Below are 15,983 nucleotides of genomic sequence, written 5' to 3'. Positions count from 1 at the left end.
AGGCGCTTTGCGAGAGCTTTGCTCTGTTGCCGGTTTCAGTGCAGGTCGGCCGTATAACCCGGAAGGACCCGGCGCAGGGCACGCAGCGCGTAATACGCGCGGGACTTCACCGTACCGGGTGGAACGCCGAGGGTCTGCGCCGCTTCCGCCACACTGGCCCCGAGGAAGTACACGAGTACCAGAACGTCACGGTGCTCCGGCGTGAGTGTCTTCACAGCCTCCCGGACGTCGAGCATCGCGGCGGCCCGTTCGGCGTGATCGGCGGTCACCCGCGCGTGCTCGGGGATCTCGGCGCCGGTCTCCGCAGGCCGTGCCCGCCGGGCCCGCCGGGCGTCGATCGCGAGCCGCCGGGCGACCGTCAGCAGCCAGGGCCGTACGGAGTCGAAGCCGGCGGCGTGCAGCGCCTCCGGGTGCTGCCAGGCGCGCACCAGGGTCTCCTGGGCGAGGTCCTCGGCGCGCTGCCGGTCGCCGTCGCAGAGCCTGAGCAGCAGGGTGAAGAGCGGTCCGCCGTGCTCACGCTGGAGCGCGGCCAGTTCATGCTCGGCGGTCGTGGCCCTGGGGGGCGATGCCGCCGTCGCGTGGACGAGTGGGGTTCCGGCCGTCATGGCCGTATGGCAGCGCAGGGCGCGGCCCGGGAACAGGGCGTGCGCAGGGCTCTGCGACGGACGGTCGATCGCGTCGGCGAACGGTCGGACGAACGGTCCGGCACAGCACCGATCGGGCTAATGACAGCGCTTGGACTGTTTATTCGGCGTGCCAGATTCGTACCCATATGCCCGTCACGGCATTGTCGGTAAATACGACATTCTGGGGTGAGCTGATGTTCGGACGCAGACAACAGATGGCCCTGGCCGTCACCGCCGTCCTCGCGGTCGCGGCCGCCTGCCAGAACCATGACCGCCAGGAGGCCGGAAGCGGAGGACCGTCCGGGGCCGCCGCCGGCTTCACCCTCGTCGCCTCCGGGGACGTCCTGCCGCACGCCTCCGTCCTCGACCGGGCGGCCCAGGACTCCGGCGACGAGGGCTTCGACTTCCGGCCCATGCTCTCCGGCGTCGAACCGGTCGTCTCCCGGGCCGACCTGGCGCTGTGTCACATGGAGACCATCTACGGCACCGACGGCGAGTACTCCGGCTACCCCGCCTTCAGAACACCGCCGCAGATCGCCCAGGGTCTCGCCGCGACCGGCTACGACGGCTGCTCCACCGCCTCCAACCACTCCCTGGACGACGGCGCCGACGGTGTCCTGCGCACCCTGGACGCCATGGACGAGGCCGGTCTCAGACACGCCGGCACCGCCCGCAGCGAGGCCGAGGCCGGCTCGGTCACCCTCCTCCAGGCCGGGCCCGCCAAGGTCGCGCACCTGGCGTACACCTTCGGCACCAACGGCATCCCGCTGCCCGCCGGCCGGCCCTGGGCCGTGAACCTCATCGACGAGCGGCGGATGATCGCCGACGCCCGCGCCGCCCGGCGGGCCGGCGCCGACGTGGTGGTCCTCTCCGTGCACTGGGGCACCGAATGGCAGGACGCGCCGGACCGGCTGCAGCTCGGCCTCGCCCGCCGGCTCACCGCCTCCACCACCAAAGGCCGGCCGGACATCGACCTGATCCTCGGCACCCACGCCCACGTCCCGCAGGCCTACGAGAAGGTCAACGGGACGTGGGTGGTCTACGGCATGGGCCAGCAGATCGCCGGCGAGATGTACAACGGCAAGGGCGTCCCGGACCCGCGCGGCAACGAGTCCACGATCGGCCGTTTCACCTTCGCCCCGCCCACCGCCCCGGGCGGCCGCTGGCGGGTCACCAGGGCCGAGTTCATCCCGCAGCTGTACGACCTCACCACCGGGCGCGTGCTGGACCTCAACCGGGCCGTCGCCGACGGCACCGAGCCGGCCGGGGTGCGCGACCGGATCCGGGACGTGGTGCTCAGCCGCGGAGCCGCCAAGGACGGCCTGGTCATGGGGGAGTGATCAGCCGGACTTCACTCCGCGGGCCGGCGCTCGGCCAGCACCGAACGCCGGTAGGAGTACCCGAAGTAGATCACGCAGCCGATCACGAACCACACCGCGAACCGCACCCAGGTCTGCCACTGCAGGAACGTGATCAGCCAGACCGAGAACACCACACCCAGCGCGGGCACCACCGGCATCCCCGGCGTGCGGAAGGTGCGCGGCAGCTCCGGCTGCCGGTAGCGCAGCACGATCACCGCCGTGCACACCACCACGAACGCCAGCAGGATGCCGATGTTGGTCAGCTCGGCCGCCTCGGCGATCGGGATGACCCCGGCGATGACGGCCGAGGCCACGCCGACGATCCAGGTCACCCGGGTCGGCACGTGCCGCGTGGGATGGGTCTTGGCGAACCACCTGGGCAGCAGTCCGTCCCGGGACATCGAGAACCACACCCGGGTCACGCCCAGCATGAACGTGAACATCACGGTGAGGATGCCGATGATCGCGCCCACCGCGATCACGTCCGCGATGCCGCTCAGACCCACCGACTTGAACGCCGTGGCGAAGCCGCTCTCCTTGTCGATGTGCTGGTAGTTCTGCATGCCGGTCAGCACCAGACAGGCCGCCACGTACAGCACCATCGAGATCACCAGCGAGTAGATGATCGCCTTCGGCATGTGCCGCTGCGCGTCCTTCGACTCCTCGGCCGCGGTCGACATCGCGTCGTAGCCGAACACCGCGAAGAACACGGTCGCCGCACCGGTGAACGCCCCGCTGATGCCGTACGGGAAGAACGGGTGGTAGTTCGCCGTGGTGATGTGGAAGACGCCCACTCCGATCACCAGCAGCACCACCAGCACCTTCAGCACCACCACGATGGTCTCGAAGCGGGCCGCGCTGCGGATGCCCAGGTTCAGCAGCCAGGCGATCAGCAGACACAGCACGACCGCGAAGAGGTCGACCCGGTGCCCCGCCCCGGTGCCCGGCGCGCCCAGCATCCAGTGCGGCAGCTTCGCGCCCATCGCCTCGACCAGGAAGCCGAAGTAGCCGGAGATGCCGATCGCGACGACCGCCACGATCGCGGTGTACTCCAGCAGCAGGTCCCAGCCGATGAACCAGCCCGCGAACTCGCCGAGCACCGCGTAACCGTACGTGTACGCCGACCCCGCCTTCGGGATCATCCCGGCGAACTCGGCGTACGACAGCGCCGCGCAGGCGCTCGCCACACCGGCGATCAGGAACGACACCAGCACCGCCGGCCCGGCCGTGCCGTTGGCCACCGTGCCGGCCAGCGTGAAGATACCGGCGCCGATGATGCCGCCCACACCGATCGCGGTGAGCTGCCACAGCCCGAGCGAACGGTCCAGCCGGGCGCCCTCGCCGACTTCGGTCTCCTCGATGTGTTCGATGGGTTTGCGGCGGAGAATCCCCTCACCCGCTCGGAGCCTGGCCATGTGCCTCACCTCTTCGCCGACGGCAACGGCTGACGGCGGATCATGATCTCTCAGGGGCGCCCCGCTGGGAAGACGCCACGCACGGCCCAGGCCGGTGTCCAGGTGCGGAACGCGGACCGGGCCGGCAACCGGGCGGCGAGATGGGCCCGCAGCGCGGCCAGCCCCGGATGGGCGTTGGCCGCCGCCCAGACCAGGGAGTGCGGATACACCGGCGTCGGATCGACGAGCGGGATGCGCCGCAGATCGTGCCCCGCGGGCCGGGACAGCGTGGTCCGCTCGCTGACGAGGGTGGCGAGCGAGGCGGATCCGGCGACCGCGTCGAGCAGCGGCTCCCCGCCGAAGCCGGGGACGGCCGAGTCGATGGTCAGCCCGAACTCGGCCGCGAGGGTCGTGTAGTACGCGGCCCACTCGGTGCCGTCCACGAGGCCCGGCATCCAGATCCGGTGCCCGGCCAACTGCGCCGGCGTCACCGACCGGGCCCCGGCGAGCGGGTGCCGCGTTCCGGTGAGCAGCTGCACCGGCTCGTCCAGTACCCGGACGGCCCGCAGCCCTTCCGGAAGCCGTGTGGTGACCGCGCGGATGGTCGCGTCGATGGTGCCCGCCCGCACGGCGGCAACGGCCGTGCTCGCGTCGAAGAGCGTGACCACGTCCAGGGGCGTGCCGGGGTGTGCCTCGTGGAAGGAGCGCACCAGGTCCGCCGGGGCCAGCCGGGCCCCGAGCACGTCGACGCGCAGCGCCCGCCGGCCCGGCCGCACCGAGGCCAGCGCCCGCTCCTCGGCCGTCAGCAGCTCCCGGGCGTGCGGCAGGAACGCCTGGCCGTCGACGGTCGGCTCCGCTCCGCGTGCGGTCCGGGTGAACAGCCGCACCCCGAGGTCCTTCTCCAGGGCCGCGATCCGCTTGGAGACGGCCTGCTGGGTGACGCCGAGAACGGCCGCGGCCTCCTGGAACTGCCCGGCCTCCACCACGGTGACGAAGGTGCGCACGGCCTTGAGGTCCACCCGGCACAGCGTACGCGTACAACCGATGGTTGTGGCTGCCGTCCCGCCGGTTGTTTGATTCCGGCCCGGCCTGCCGGTTTTCATGTCCGGGGTCAACGGGAGGTTGTGCGTGAAGCTGGGTCGGCGGTTCGGGTGGCTGTGGGGCGCCTATGCGGTGAGTGCGCTCGGCACCTGGCTCGCCTTCGACGCGTTTTCGGTGATCGCGGTCCTCGCGCTGCACGCGGGGCCGGCCGAGGTGGCGCTGCTCGCCGCGACCGGGCCCGCGGTGGGGGCCGTGGCGGCGATGCCGCTCGGGCCATGGGTGGAGTTCCGGCGCAAGCGGCCGGTGATGGCGGCGATGGACCTGGTCCGCTGCGCCGCCCTGCTCACCCTCCCCGCCGCCTATGCGCTCGGCGGCCTCGGCCTCGGTCAGCTCCTGCTGGTCTCCGTGATCGTCGCGGCGGCCGACATCACCTTCAACGCGGCATCCGGCGCCTTCCTGAAAGGTCTCGTACCGGCCGACCGGCTGCTCGCCGCCAACGCCCGGTTCGAGTCCACGAACTGGACGGCACTGGTGCTCGGACCACCCCTCGGCGGCGCCGCGATCGGACTGTTCGGGCCGGTCACGACGGTCGCGGCGAACGCGGTCAGCTTTCTGCTCTCGGCGCTCGGCATCCGGGCCGTCGGCGGCGGAGAACCGCGCCCCGAGCGGACCGGCGTCGAGCGTCTGCGGGCCGCCGACCTGTTCGAGGGCTGGCGGCACATTCTCACCAGCCCGGTCCTGCGGCCGCTGTTCTTCAACAACCTCGCGGCCAACGCCCTGATCATGGTCGCCATGCCGCCGCTGGCCGTCCTCATGCTCGGCCCGCTCGGCTTCGCCCCCTGGCAGTACGGCCTGGCCTTCGCCGTGCCGTGCCTCGGCGGCCTCCTCGGCTCCCGGCTGGCCGGCCCGCTCGTCGCCCGCCACGGACAGCAGCGGGCGCTGCGCACCGCGGGCACCCTGCGCGCCGTCTGGCCCCTCGGGCTGGCCTTCGTCCGGCCCGGACTGCCCGGCCTGCTGCTGGTGATGGTCCTGGAGTTCGGGGTGATCACCTGCTCGGCCGTCTACAGCCCGGTGTACGCCACCCGTCGCCTGGAGCGCACCCCGGACGACCGGGTCGTCCGCACCCTGTCCGCCTGGTCGGTCGCCGGCAAGGCCACGACGGCCGCTCTGACCGCCCTGTGGGGCCTGCTGGCGAGCCTCACCGGCCCACGCGCCGCCATCGCCCTGGCCGGCGTCCTGCTCCTGGCGACGCCGGCCCTGCTGCTGCGCGAACCCCGGGAGGTCACGGCACCACCGTCACCGGCCAGCGCCCCGCCTTCACCAGCCGCACCGCCACCGAGCCGATAATCCGGTGCCCGGCCTGCTCGGAGGCACCGACGACCACCGCGTCCGCCTTCAGCTCGTCGGCCGCCTTCACCAGTCCGTTGTAGGGATCACCGCGGAAGGTGTGGAACTCCCAGCGCACCTCGAATATCCCCTTGACCCGCTCGGCCGCCTCCCGGATGTAGGTGACCAGGTCCTCGGCGATCTCGTCGGTCGTCTCCGCCACCGGTGCCCCGAGCGCCGCTCCGGCCGCGAGCACCGGCTGCACGTACACCACGGCCAGCAGCGCGTGCTGCCGCCGGGCCAGCCCGCCCGCGTACGCCGCGGCGCGCAGCGAGGAGTCGGAGCCGTCCACCCCGACCACGATAACCTTCGGGCCGTCCGTGCCCCGCTCGAACTGGTGCGAGGGCGTGTGCTGCTCGTGCTGTTCCGTCACGACGCGAGGCTATCGGAATCCCCGCTTCCCCCAGAGCCGCGGGGCCGCGGGCCGCTTCGCCCCCGGAGAGACGACCGCTCGGGCCCGCGCCCAGGGCCGGCTCGCCGGGTGCCGGAGCCCTGCGGCGTCGGCTGGGGCGCTCTGCCGTGGCAGGCAGTGGTGGGCGGTGGCGGAACCTGGCGACGCCGACGAGTTCGCCCTCGACGCGCTCGGCGTCGGAGACCTGCGAGTGCCGGTCCGGGCATGTTGGCGTCGGGGCCGTGGCCGGGCTGTGCGGTGTCGGGCGGGGCGTCGCCGCGTTGTCGGCGGTGGCCGGAGTTTCATGCGATGGGGCCGCGGCGCCTTCGCCTCGCGGGCGGTGGCGGAGACTTGCGAGTGCCGGTCCGGGCTCTCTCGCCAGGCCGTGGTGCCCTACCTGCGGCGCTGCCCGGGCGGCGCCCCCGCCCGGCTGCGGTGTCGTAGCTCTGTGGCGCTGGTCCGCCGGGGTGCCGGAGCCCTGCGTCGTGCCCCCGTGCCCAGGTGACCCGTGCCGGGGCGGGTCGGCTGCTTCGTCTCGACGGGCGAGGGGCGCGCCGTCTTCCTACAGTCGGAACCATGACCGCCAGCGCCGAGCCCGACGCCCGGAGGGACCCGACGGCCCCGATACGCCCGGCCGCAGGCGGGCGCCTCGGCTGGGTGCCCGAGGCCTTCGGGACGCTCTTCGCCGCCCTCGGCCTGCTGTGCGCCGTGCTCGCGCTCATCGAACCGCTGCGCCGGCTGCTCCGCCCGGTCGCCCAGGTCCTCGACCTGCTGCTGGTGCCGATCAGCGCCAATCTGGCCTACGCCGTCTTCCTGTTCCTGCTGGCCGGCGCCACCGCCGCCCGCAAGAAGATCGCCTGGTGGCTGGTCGTCGTCTATCTCGGTGTGCTCGTCCTCACCGACGTCCTCGGCGTGGCCCTCGGCCTGTACGCCCAGTCGCTGCCGTCCCTGGTGCTGTGCGCCCTGCTGCTGCTCCTGCTCGTCGTGGCCCGCGGGGAGTTCTACGCCGCCTCGCGCCGCGCCGCCCTGTGGCGGGCCCTCGGTGTACTGCTGGCCGGGCTCGCCGTGGCGATCCTGCTGGGCTGGGGTCTCGTCCTGCTGTTCCCGGGCTCGCTGCCGGCGAGCCAGCACCTGGCCTGGGCGGCCGACCGGGTGTGCGGCGGACTGGTCTCGGCCGGCTCCTTCTCCGGCCGCCCGCCCCGCAAGGTCACGTTCGTGCTCGGCCTGCTCGGCGCCCTCGCCCTGCTCAACGCCGCCACCACCCTGTTCCGCTCCCAGCGCCTGGAAGCCGCCCTCCACGACGACGAGGAGGCCCGCATCCGCGCCCTGCTCGCGGCCTACGGCGAACGGGACTCCCTCGGCTACTTCGCCACCCGCCGCGACAAGGCCGTCGTCTTCTCGCCCAGCGGCAAGGCCGCCGTCACCTACCGCGTCGAGGCCGGCGTCTGCCTCGCCAGCGGAGACCCGGTCGGCGACCCGGAGGCCTGGCCGCACGCCATCGCCGCCTGGCTGGACGTGGCCCGTCGCTACGCCTGGGCGCCCGCCGTGATGGGCGCCTCCGAGGACGGCGCCCGTGCCTACGCCCGCGCCGGACTCGGCGCCCTCCAGCTCGGCGACGAGGCGATCGTGCACGTGGCGGCCTTCGACCTGGACGGCCGCGACATGCGGGTGACCCGGCAGGCCGCGCACCGGGTCCGGCGCACCGGCGCCACCTGCCGCATCCGCCGCCACGCCACCCTCACCGAACGGGAGATGGAGGAGATCGTCGACAAGGCCGACGCCTGGCGCGACACCGAGACCGAGCGCGGCTTCTCCATGGCCCTGGACCGGCTCGGCGACCCCGCCGACGGTGACTGCCTGCTCGTGGAGGCCCTCGGCGAGGACGGCCGCCTCCTCGCCCTGCTCTCCTTCGTGCCCTGGGGCCGCGACGGCATCTCCCTGGATCTGATGCGCCGTGACCGCGCCGCCCCCAACGGGGTCATGGAGTTCATGGTCGCCGAACTGTGCGCGGCCGCCCCCAAGCTGGGCGTGCGCCGGATCTCCCTGAACTTCGCCGTGTTCCGGTCCGTCTTCGAGGAGGGTGCCCGCATCGGTGCGGGCCCCGTCCTGCGGCTCTGGCGCCGCCTGCTGCTGTTCTTCTCCCGCTGGTGGCAACTGGAGGCCCTGTACCGCTCCAACGCCAAGTACCGCCCCGAGTGGTATCCGCGGTTCATCTGCTACGGCGAGACCGCCTCCCTCGCCCGTATCGGCGTCGCCTCCGGCATCGCCGAAGGCTTCGTCGCCGTACCGTCGTTGCGCAAACTCTGGGGAAAGGGGCACCCGAAGGCCGGGCAGCGGCCCGCCACCACAGCCGGCCTGCCGCCCCTGACGGCGCTCGGCCTCGACGGAGGGGACCAGGCCGGGCCCGCCGCCCCGGACGCGGGCCTGCCCGAACAGGTCCGCGTCCGGCACCGCAAACTGGACCGGCTGCGCGCCACCGGCACCGACCCCTACCCGGTCGGGGTCCCCGCACCCACCCACGCCCTGGCCGACGTGCCCCCCGACACGGACGTCACCGTCGCCGGACGGCTCATGCTGGTGCGCGACTTCGGCGGCATCGTCTTCGCCGTGCTGCGCGACTGGTCCGGCGACCACCAGATCGCCCTCACCCGCAGCGCCTCCGGTAGCGCCCTCGACCGCTTCACCGCCGGCACCGACATCGGCGACCACATCACCGCCACCGGCCACACCGGCCTCAGCGACAAGGGCGAACCCACCGTCTTCGTCACCTCCTGGCAGCTCACCGGCAAGTGCCTGCACCCGTTGCCGGACAAACGCCGCGGCCTCACCGATCCCGAGGCGAGAGTCCGCCGCCGCCACCTCGACCTCGCCACCAGCCCGGCCGCCCGCGCCGTGGTCCGGGCCCGCTCCGCCGCCGTACAGGCGCTGCGCCAGGGCCTGCTGGACCGCGGCTACGTCGAGGTCGAGACCCCCATGCTCCAGCAGATCCACGGCGGCGCCAACGCCCGCCCCTTCACCACCCACATCAACGCCTACGACCTGGACATGTACCTGCGCATCGCCCCCGAGCTGTATCTGAAGCGGCTGTGCGTCGGCGGCCTGGAGAAGGTCTTCGAACTCGGCCGCACCTTCCGCAACGAGGGCGTCTCCTACAAGCACAACCCCGAGTTCACCATGCTGGAGGCCTACCAGGCCCACGCCGACTACGGCGTCATGCTCGACCTCACCCGCGAGCTGATCCAGGGCGCGGCGACCGCCGCCTTCGGCTCCCCGGTGGCCCGCAGGGACGGGCAGGAGTACGACATCTCGGGGCCATGGCCGGTCAGGACGGTCTACGGCGCGATCTCCGAGGCGCTGGGCGAGGAGATCGGCCCCGGCTCCGAACTGCTGCGGCTGCACCGGCTGTGTGACCGGGCCGGGGTGCCGTACACCGCCGACGACGGGCCCGGGGACATCGTCCTCGAGATGTACGAGCGGCTCGTCGAGGAGCGCACCGGGCTCCCCACCTTCTACAAGGACTTCCCCACCGACGTCTCCCCGCTGACCCGGCAGCACCGCACCGATCCGCGGCTCGCCGAACGCTGGGACCTGGTCGCCTTCGGCACCGAACTGGGCACTGCCTACTCCGAGTTGACCGACCCCGTCGAACAGCGCCGGCGGCTCACCGAGCAGTCACTGCGGGCCGCCGGCGGCGACCCGGAGGCCATGGAGCTGGACGAGGACTTCCTCCAGGCCCTGGAGTACGCGATGCCCCCGACCGGCGGACTCGGCCTCGGCGTCGACCGGCTGGTGATGTTCCTCACCGGGCTCACGATCCGGGAGACCCTGCCGTTCCCGCTGGTGCGCCGCCGCTGACGCCCGGGTCCGGGGCGGTCGTCCGGTCCGCGCGCCGGGGCAGCGTGAACAGGGCCACCGCCGCGGCGGCGGCACACAGCGCCGTCCCCAGTTCGAAGCAGTCGCGGAACGCACCCGACAGGAAGGTCTCGAACTGCTTCGTGCGGGAGATGTCGATCGCCCCCCATCGCTGCTGGGCGACCGTGACGATCCCGATGAACAGCGACGCGCCCAGGCCGGCGCCGAGCTGCCGGGAGGAGTTCAGGCCCCGGGGCAGCGCACCGCTCCCGGACCGCGCGAAGCCCACGGGCAGCGCGAGCACACCGCAGCCGAAGCCGATCAGCAGCAGCGGCAGCAGCACGTCCGCGGACCGGTAGCCCGCGCCCGGCAGAGCGAGCAGGACGCAGCCGACGGCCGCCACGGCCGAGGCCGCGGCCACCGTGGCGCCGAGCCCGACACGGACCGCGAGGCCGGGCAGTGCCAGACAGCCCAGCACCACCGCGGCGACGGCGGGCAGCAGGGCCCAGCCGACCTGTACCAGGGCGAGGCCACCGACCACCTGCAGGGCGTACGTGAGGACGAGGACGGCACCGGACAGGCACGCGGCCAGCAGCGCCACCACCGTGTACGCGCCGAACGCCGCCCGCTCCCGGTGCAGGCGGGACAGCAGCTCCGGCATGCCCTCGCCGCGGCCGAACCAGCCCAGCACGGACGGCACCAGCGCGCCGGCGACGGCGATGCCGACGACCGTGGTCGCGGACACGCTGCGGTCCCCGAGCCAGTCGGCGAACCAGGCCAGGAAGCCCAGCGGAACGACCGCCAGCGCGACACCCCCCACCCGGCGCCGGGCCGCGGGCTCGGGCGCGGACTCGGCCAGCGCCGGCGGGACCAGCAGCAGGAGCAGCGCCCCGGCGGCGGCCTGCACCCAGAAGATCGTGTTCTCCGTCTCCGCGGCGTCCAGCAACAGGGTGCACGGCAGGAGCGCCGCGGGAGTGGCGCAGGCCACGACCGTGAAGTGCACGTTGAGCGCCCGGTCCCGGCCCGGGCCGGCCGGATGCGTCGCGTCGATGAGGGCCAGCGCACCGGCCGTCACCGCCGCCGCCGCGATGCCCTGCAGTGCCCGCGAGGCCATCAGCACCCAGGCGGCGGAGAACACCGCGGGTGCCGCCGCGGCGAGACTCGACAGCGCGAGTCCGCCCATCAGCACCCGCCGCTGCCCGAAAGCCCTCCCGAGGGCCCCCGCGAGCACCGGCAGTGCGGCGAAACACACGCTGTACGCGGACAGAAGCCAGGTCAGTCCGGCGAGGGTCATGCCCCGGTCGGCCGCGACCAACGGCAGCGCCACCGCGAAGGCCGTCGTGTCGAAGACGACCAGGAACTGGGCGGCGGCCAGCAGCACCACCGCGAGCGCGCCGCGCGGTACGCCGCCCGGTCCCGTGTTCGTTCCCCCGTGTGCGGCCACTTCGGCTCGACCCCCGTGTCCCCGCTGGCAGTTGTTGTGGGGTGTCTGCCTATCAGAAGCGCGCGCGGCCGGCCACCACCGCCCCCGTGCTCCGCCGTCCGGGTGCATTCCTGCGACCGCGCCGTGGCGTTGCGGTGCGCCGGAGACCGGCGGGGCGACTGATGAGTCATGCAGAATGATCAGCTCTTCACGCGGCGCCGGATGCTCCTCGCCGGTGCCGCCGCGCTGGGGGCCGCGGGCACGGCCGGAGCCTTCCTGGCGAGCGGCGCCGGCGAGACCACCGGGAGTGCCGCCGCCCCCGTCGCCGGCCCGCAGGCCCGTCAGGTGCTCAAGTCGTCCGCCTTCCGGCTCCAGCCGCTCACCGGTGACGGACCGCCGCGTGCCGCGCCGAGCAAGCTGAAGGTCCGCAAGGAGCCCATTCTGCGGATCTCCGGGCGCGGCCGGCACATGATGCTGACCTTCGACGACGGCCCCCACCCGGACTACACCCCGCACATCCTGGACACCCTCGCCCAGTACGACGTGCGGGCGATGTTCTTCGTGTGCGGCGAGTGCGTCGTAGAGAACAAGGAGCTGGTGGCCCGGATGGCCGAGGAGGGCCATGTCGTCGGCAACCACACCTGGACGCACCCGCTGCTGACGACGCTCAACCGCAAGGAGATCCGCTCCGAGATGGAGCGCACGAGCGACATCATCGAGGACACCTACGGCCAGCGCCCGCAGTGGTTCCGCGCCCCCTACGGCGCCTGGAACCGGGCCGCGTTCCAGCTGGGCGCCGAGATGGGCATGGAGCCGATGGCCTGGACGGTCGACACCACCGACTGGGAGACGCCGGGTACCCGCGTCATCATCGACCGGGTGGAGAGCGGGGCCGCCCCCGGTGTCGTGGTGCTCTCGCACGACGCCGGGGGAGATCGCTCGCAGACCGTCCACGCGATCCGTGAATGGCTGCCGTATCTCCTCGACTCCGGATACCACCTGACCGTGCCGCGCAGACGCGTGTGAGCACGGCGGGGCGAACCGCCCGCCGGGCCACGGTGGTTCAGTTCACCGCGACCAGGCGGGCGAAGACGACGACGTTTCCGTCGTAGCCGTTCTGCTTGGAAAATCCGCCACCGCAGGTGATGACCCGCAGTTCCGGTGCGCCCTTCGAGCCGTACACCCGGTCGCTGGGGAAACTGGCCTTCGCGAAGACCTCGACGCCGTAGGTTTCGAACACCGCGGTCCTTCCGTCGTTGCGCAGGACCTCGATGCGGTTTCCCTTCTTCAGGGCGCCGAGTCCGTAGAACACGGCGGGGCCCTGTTTGTTGTCGACGTGTCCGACGATGACGGCGGTGCCGTTCTCGCCGGGCGAGACCGTACCCGTGAACCAGCCCGCCAGGTTGGGGTCCTCGGGCGGGGGCGCGGCGACCCAGCCGTTCGCGTCCAGGCCGACGGGCGTGACCGGGGCGTCCACCTGGATCGCGGGAATCCTGACCCGGTCGACGGCGGAGAAGGCGAGCGGCGTCGGACCCGCGGTGAACGTACCCATGCCGGTACGGGTGTCCGGGGCCGCCGCCGAAGCGGGTTGCGGAGGACTGACGTCGAACTCCCCTGAACCGTTGCGGATGAGCGCGAGGCCGGTCAGCACAAGAAGCGCCATCACACCCCACGGGGCGCGCCTTTTCCGCCGCTCCTCCGCTTCGGCAAGCTCGGACAGCTTGGACAGCTCGGACGCAGACATTGGCCATCCCCTCTCGACACGGTCGTCGCCACGCCCATCGCGCATGGGAAAACGCTAAATCCCGCGCAGGGGCCGGTCGGCGGGGCAAGTGGCGAACGGGTGGCTCGCGGGCCCTGTGGTGCGCCATCCGAGTTGCCGTTCCCAGGAATTTTCTGACGGTCCGTGACCTGCAGGAATATCAGATTGTGTGCTTTTGGTTCGGCGTGTCGCCTCACCAGGACGGACCATTCTCGACATGCGGGCGTGTTCCGCGCGCTTGAGGGTCTTCCCGGGAGGTGTTTTCTCGCCGATCCACCGGGGACGGGACCCGGGGCGCCTCCCGCGGAGGATCACATGCGAAACCAACGTGCCCTGGCGGCGGCGTGCACCGCGATCGCCGCTCTCGGGCTCGCCGCCCCTGTGGCCGTCGCGGACGGCATGGGCAACGGCGGCGGCCCGTCCAACCCCGGCGTGGGGGTGGCCCCAGGCACGGGCGTGGCGCCCGGCGTGGGGGTGGCGCCCGGCGTCGGCGTGGCGCCCGGCGCGGGCCTGTCCCCGGACAGCGGCTTCAGCGGCAACTTCAACATCAACGGTCACTTCAACAACGACGGTCGCCGCGGTGAGGGCCGGGGCCGCGGTGAGGGCCGCGGTGAGGGCCGGGGTGAAGGCCGGGGCGACGAATTCGGTGAGCATGGCGGCCGGGGCGACGACTTCCGGGGTCCCCGGGACATCTTCGCCACGCCCCACACGGTCACGGCCGGCGCCCGGCTCACCATCACCGTGGAGGGCTGCCGCGGCGGCACCGCCACCTCCCGCGTCTTCCCTCCCACCCAGCTCAACCCGTTCAGCGACGACACGTCGCGCGGCACGACCTGGATCGACCACGACGCCCGTCCCGGCCAGTACTCCATCACGGTGCGCTGCGACGGCAGATCCCTGACCCGCCCCGACGCGTTCACCGTCATCGGTGGCGTCCAGGGCGGTTTCGGCGGCAGCGTCTCCACCGGTGCCACACCGGCCGACATGGCCATCGGCAGCGGTCTCCTGGCCTCCGCCGTCCTCGGGGGCGGCACGTTCTGGTTCCGCCGGCGGAACGAGGGCCGGATCTGACAGGGCCGGCGCGGCCGTCGCCCCGGTCCCTCCAGGGAGCCGGGGCGACGGCGGTCAGTGACGAGCGGCCGGACGCGGCCCTCGCGGGGACTATCCGCCGATGCCCGGGAAGAGGTTCACGAACGGTTCCGCGGTCACCGCGATGCCCCGGCTGTAGGGGGCGTCGAAGTCCCAGATGAGGAACAGCATGAACGCGATGGTCGCGGAGAACAGCCCGGCCAGGACCAACTCGCGTCGGGTGCGCCGGATCTGCAGCGCGAACACCATGCCGATGGTGATCAGCGCCCCGGTGAGCAGGCCCCACCACACCACCGGCGGCATGGTGGCACCGGTGGAGTCGGCGCGTGCGTTGCGCGCCTGGTCGGCGGCGGTGATCTGGTCCAGCACCGGCTGGTAGGCCTGTGCCTCGAAGTCGTTCTTCGGCTGGTAGTCGGTGACGTCCTGGCGGACCTTCTGCAGCAGTTCGGCGCCGCGGTCGGTGACCCGCCCGTCGTCGGCCATCGTCTTCCACTCGTGGTGCACGACATAGGTGGCATAGGCGGTGACATCGTCCCGGATCCGCTCACGGACCTCGGTCGGATAGACCCGGACCCGCTCGGAGATCTCGTGCAGCGCCTGGGCCTCGGACTGCACGTGGTCCTGGGCGGAACTGCGGGCCTCCCACACGCCCGCGATGGCCAGACCCAGGACGATGGCGTACACGACGCCGATCCACATCGTCATGTACTCGATGACGTCAGGGGTCTCGTTGGGATCCTCGTCCTCGGGGGCCCGCTTGTGCCGTACGAGGGTGATGACGATCACCACGGCACAGGCCCCCAGCATCGCCAGGACGAGAACAAGCCAATCCGACAACAGGTGCCTCCAGAAGTGAGGATGCCGGCGCGTCAGCGCGGGCGCAGGGCCGCGACGGCGACGATCGCCGGGACGGTGATGAGCAGGACGTAGGTGACCGGCGTGGTGTGGTCGGGTGCGGTGTGCGCGGTCGGATGCGGACGGTACGCCGGATAACTCACCCGGGTCACCAGGGGCCGCGGGGTGGGCCTCGGGGGCGGCGTCGGCGTGGGGGTGGGCGTCGGCCGCGGTGCCGGCGGCGCCGGGGCGGGCCGGGCCGGCGGCTTCGGTTTCGGCCTGGGGTGCGGCGCCGGGCGCGGTGCCGGTTTCGGTGCCGGTTTCGGAGTCGGCTTCGGCGGGGGCGGCTTCGGCACCGGGGGCGGCGTGGGCGTGGGGGTGGGCGTGGGCGTGGGGGTCGGTTCCGGGCACGGCGGTGGGACCGGCCAGTGGCGGTCGCCGGCATAGGCCACCGCCGCCGTGCCGTCCGGGCCCGTGGAGGCGTACGCACAGGCGTCCGCCGACGCGCTGCCGGCCGGGCAGCCCACCAGGGTCCAGGTCAGCGTCACCAGGGCCAACGCCCGTGCGGCGGGCGCGCATCGGGTCACTTCGGGTCCATGCACGACGAAGATCATGGGCTGCCGAACCAGGTCGTACGCCGTAGTGCGACCGGATTGCTCCGAAGGGGGGACATCGGGCGATCAACGGTTTGAATCAGTGAAGTGTGCCGTTGGCGGACATGTACGCCCGTACGAGCCCCTGCCGCCGCACCAGTCACAGGATCCGGAAAGAAATTCCCGAAGAACTTGCCCTCCGCGTTGAACGCTGCGCCCCCCTCGGTGCGT

General features: G+C 72.6%; 13 protein-coding genes. 5 read left to right on the top strand and 8 right to left on the bottom strand.

Annotated elements, in window-relative coordinates; all coding sequences use genetic code 11:
- Window positions 1-35: 35 nt before the first annotated feature.
- Window positions 36-605 (bottom strand): sigma-70 family RNA polymerase sigma factor, encoded by a 570-nt coding sequence (locus ACZ7HQ_RS14440; RefSeq protein ID WP_470988677.1) that lies wholly within the window; start codon window positions 603-605, stop codon window positions 36-38.
- Between the two features lie 215 nt (window positions 606-820).
- On the opposite strand from ACZ7HQ_RS14440, the gene ACZ7HQ_RS14435 reads away from it, so the two are divergent.
- Window positions 821-1,966, top strand: coding sequence for a CapA family protein (locus tag ACZ7HQ_RS14435; protein ID WP_470988675.1), 1,146 nt, complete (start codon window positions 821-823; stop codon window positions 1,964-1,966).
- An 11-nt stretch (window positions 1,967-1,977) separates the two neighbouring features.
- On the opposite strand, the gene ACZ7HQ_RS14430 is transcribed toward ACZ7HQ_RS14435, so the two are convergent.
- Window positions 1,978-3,402 (bottom strand): amino acid permease, encoded by a 1,425-nt coding sequence (locus ACZ7HQ_RS14430; RefSeq protein WP_470988673.1) that lies wholly within the window; start codon window positions 3,400-3,402, stop codon window positions 1,978-1,980.
- A gap of 50 nt (window positions 3,403-3,452) precedes the next feature.
- Window positions 3,453-4,400, bottom strand: a complete 948-nt coding sequence (locus tag ACZ7HQ_RS14425; protein ID WP_470988670.1) for a LysR family transcriptional regulator — start codon at window positions 4,398-4,400, stop codon at window positions 3,453-3,455.
- An 82-nt stretch (window positions 4,401-4,482) separates the two neighbouring features.
- Between ACZ7HQ_RS14425 and ACZ7HQ_RS14420 the strand changes: the two genes are divergently transcribed.
- Window positions 4,483-5,769, top strand: a complete 1,287-nt coding sequence (locus tag ACZ7HQ_RS14420; protein ID WP_470988668.1) for an MFS transporter — start codon at window positions 4,483-4,485, stop codon at window positions 5,767-5,769.
- On the opposite strand, the gene ACZ7HQ_RS14415 is transcribed toward ACZ7HQ_RS14420, so the two are convergent.
- Window positions 5,705-6,181 carry a universal stress protein gene (locus tag ACZ7HQ_RS14415; protein WP_470988665.1) on the bottom strand — a complete coding sequence of 159 codons (477 nt, stop codon included), beginning with the start codon at window positions 6,179-6,181 and terminating at the stop codon, window positions 5,705-5,707. The genes ACZ7HQ_RS14420 and ACZ7HQ_RS14415 overlap by 65 nt on opposite strands.
- 594 nt (window positions 6,182-6,775) lie before the next feature.
- Here ACZ7HQ_RS14415 and lysX point away from each other — a divergent pair.
- Window positions 6,776-10,054 (top strand): bifunctional lysylphosphatidylglycerol synthetase/lysine--tRNA ligase LysX, encoded by a 3,279-nt coding sequence (lysX, locus tag ACZ7HQ_RS14410; RefSeq protein ID WP_470988662.1) that lies wholly within the window; start codon window positions 6,776-6,778, stop codon window positions 10,052-10,054.
- Here the strand turns inward: lysX and ACZ7HQ_RS14405 are convergent.
- Window positions 10,008-11,495 (bottom strand): MFS transporter, encoded by a 1,488-nt coding sequence (locus ACZ7HQ_RS14405; protein ID WP_470988659.1) that lies wholly within the window; start codon window positions 11,493-11,495, stop codon window positions 10,008-10,010. The genes lysX and ACZ7HQ_RS14405 overlap by 47 nt on opposite strands.
- A 168-nt stretch (window positions 11,496-11,663) precedes the next feature.
- Here ACZ7HQ_RS14405 and ACZ7HQ_RS14400 point away from each other — a divergent pair, with 168 nt between their 5' ends.
- Window positions 11,664-12,500 (top strand): polysaccharide deacetylase family protein, encoded by an 837-nt coding sequence (locus tag ACZ7HQ_RS14400; protein WP_470988656.1) that lies wholly within the window; start codon window positions 11,664-11,666, stop codon window positions 12,498-12,500.
- A 37-nt stretch (window positions 12,501-12,537) separates the two neighbouring features.
- Here ACZ7HQ_RS14400 and ACZ7HQ_RS14395 read toward each other — a convergent pair whose 3' ends face one another.
- Entirely contained in the window at window positions 12,538-13,218 is a 681-nt protein-coding gene (locus tag ACZ7HQ_RS14395; RefSeq protein WP_470988652.1) for a class F sortase, read from the bottom strand.
- 333 nt (window positions 13,219-13,551) lie between these two features.
- On the opposite strand from ACZ7HQ_RS14395, the gene ACZ7HQ_RS14390 reads away from it, so the two are divergent.
- Window positions 13,552-14,307, top strand: coding sequence for a hypothetical protein (locus tag ACZ7HQ_RS14390; protein ID WP_470988649.1), 756 nt, complete (start codon window positions 13,552-13,554; stop codon window positions 14,305-14,307).
- Between the two features lie 90 nt (window positions 14,308-14,397).
- Here the strand turns inward: ACZ7HQ_RS14390 and ACZ7HQ_RS14385 are convergent, their stop codons facing one another.
- Both ACZ7HQ_RS14385 and ACZ7HQ_RS14380 read right to left on the bottom strand, forming a co-directional pair.
- Entirely contained in the window at window positions 14,398-15,162 is a 765-nt protein-coding gene (locus ACZ7HQ_RS14385) for a bestrophin-like domain (RefSeq protein ID WP_470988646.1), read from the bottom strand.
- 32 nt (window positions 15,163-15,194) lie between these two features.
- Window positions 15,195-15,761, bottom strand: coding sequence for a hypothetical protein (locus tag ACZ7HQ_RS14380; protein WP_470988643.1), 567 nt, complete (start codon window positions 15,759-15,761; stop codon window positions 15,195-15,197).
- Window positions 15,762-15,983 lie beyond the last annotated feature (222 nt).

The organism is Streptomyces sp. NPDC037290, assembly GCF_055603245.1.
This window is presented reverse-complemented; position numbering and strand designations above follow the sequence as displayed.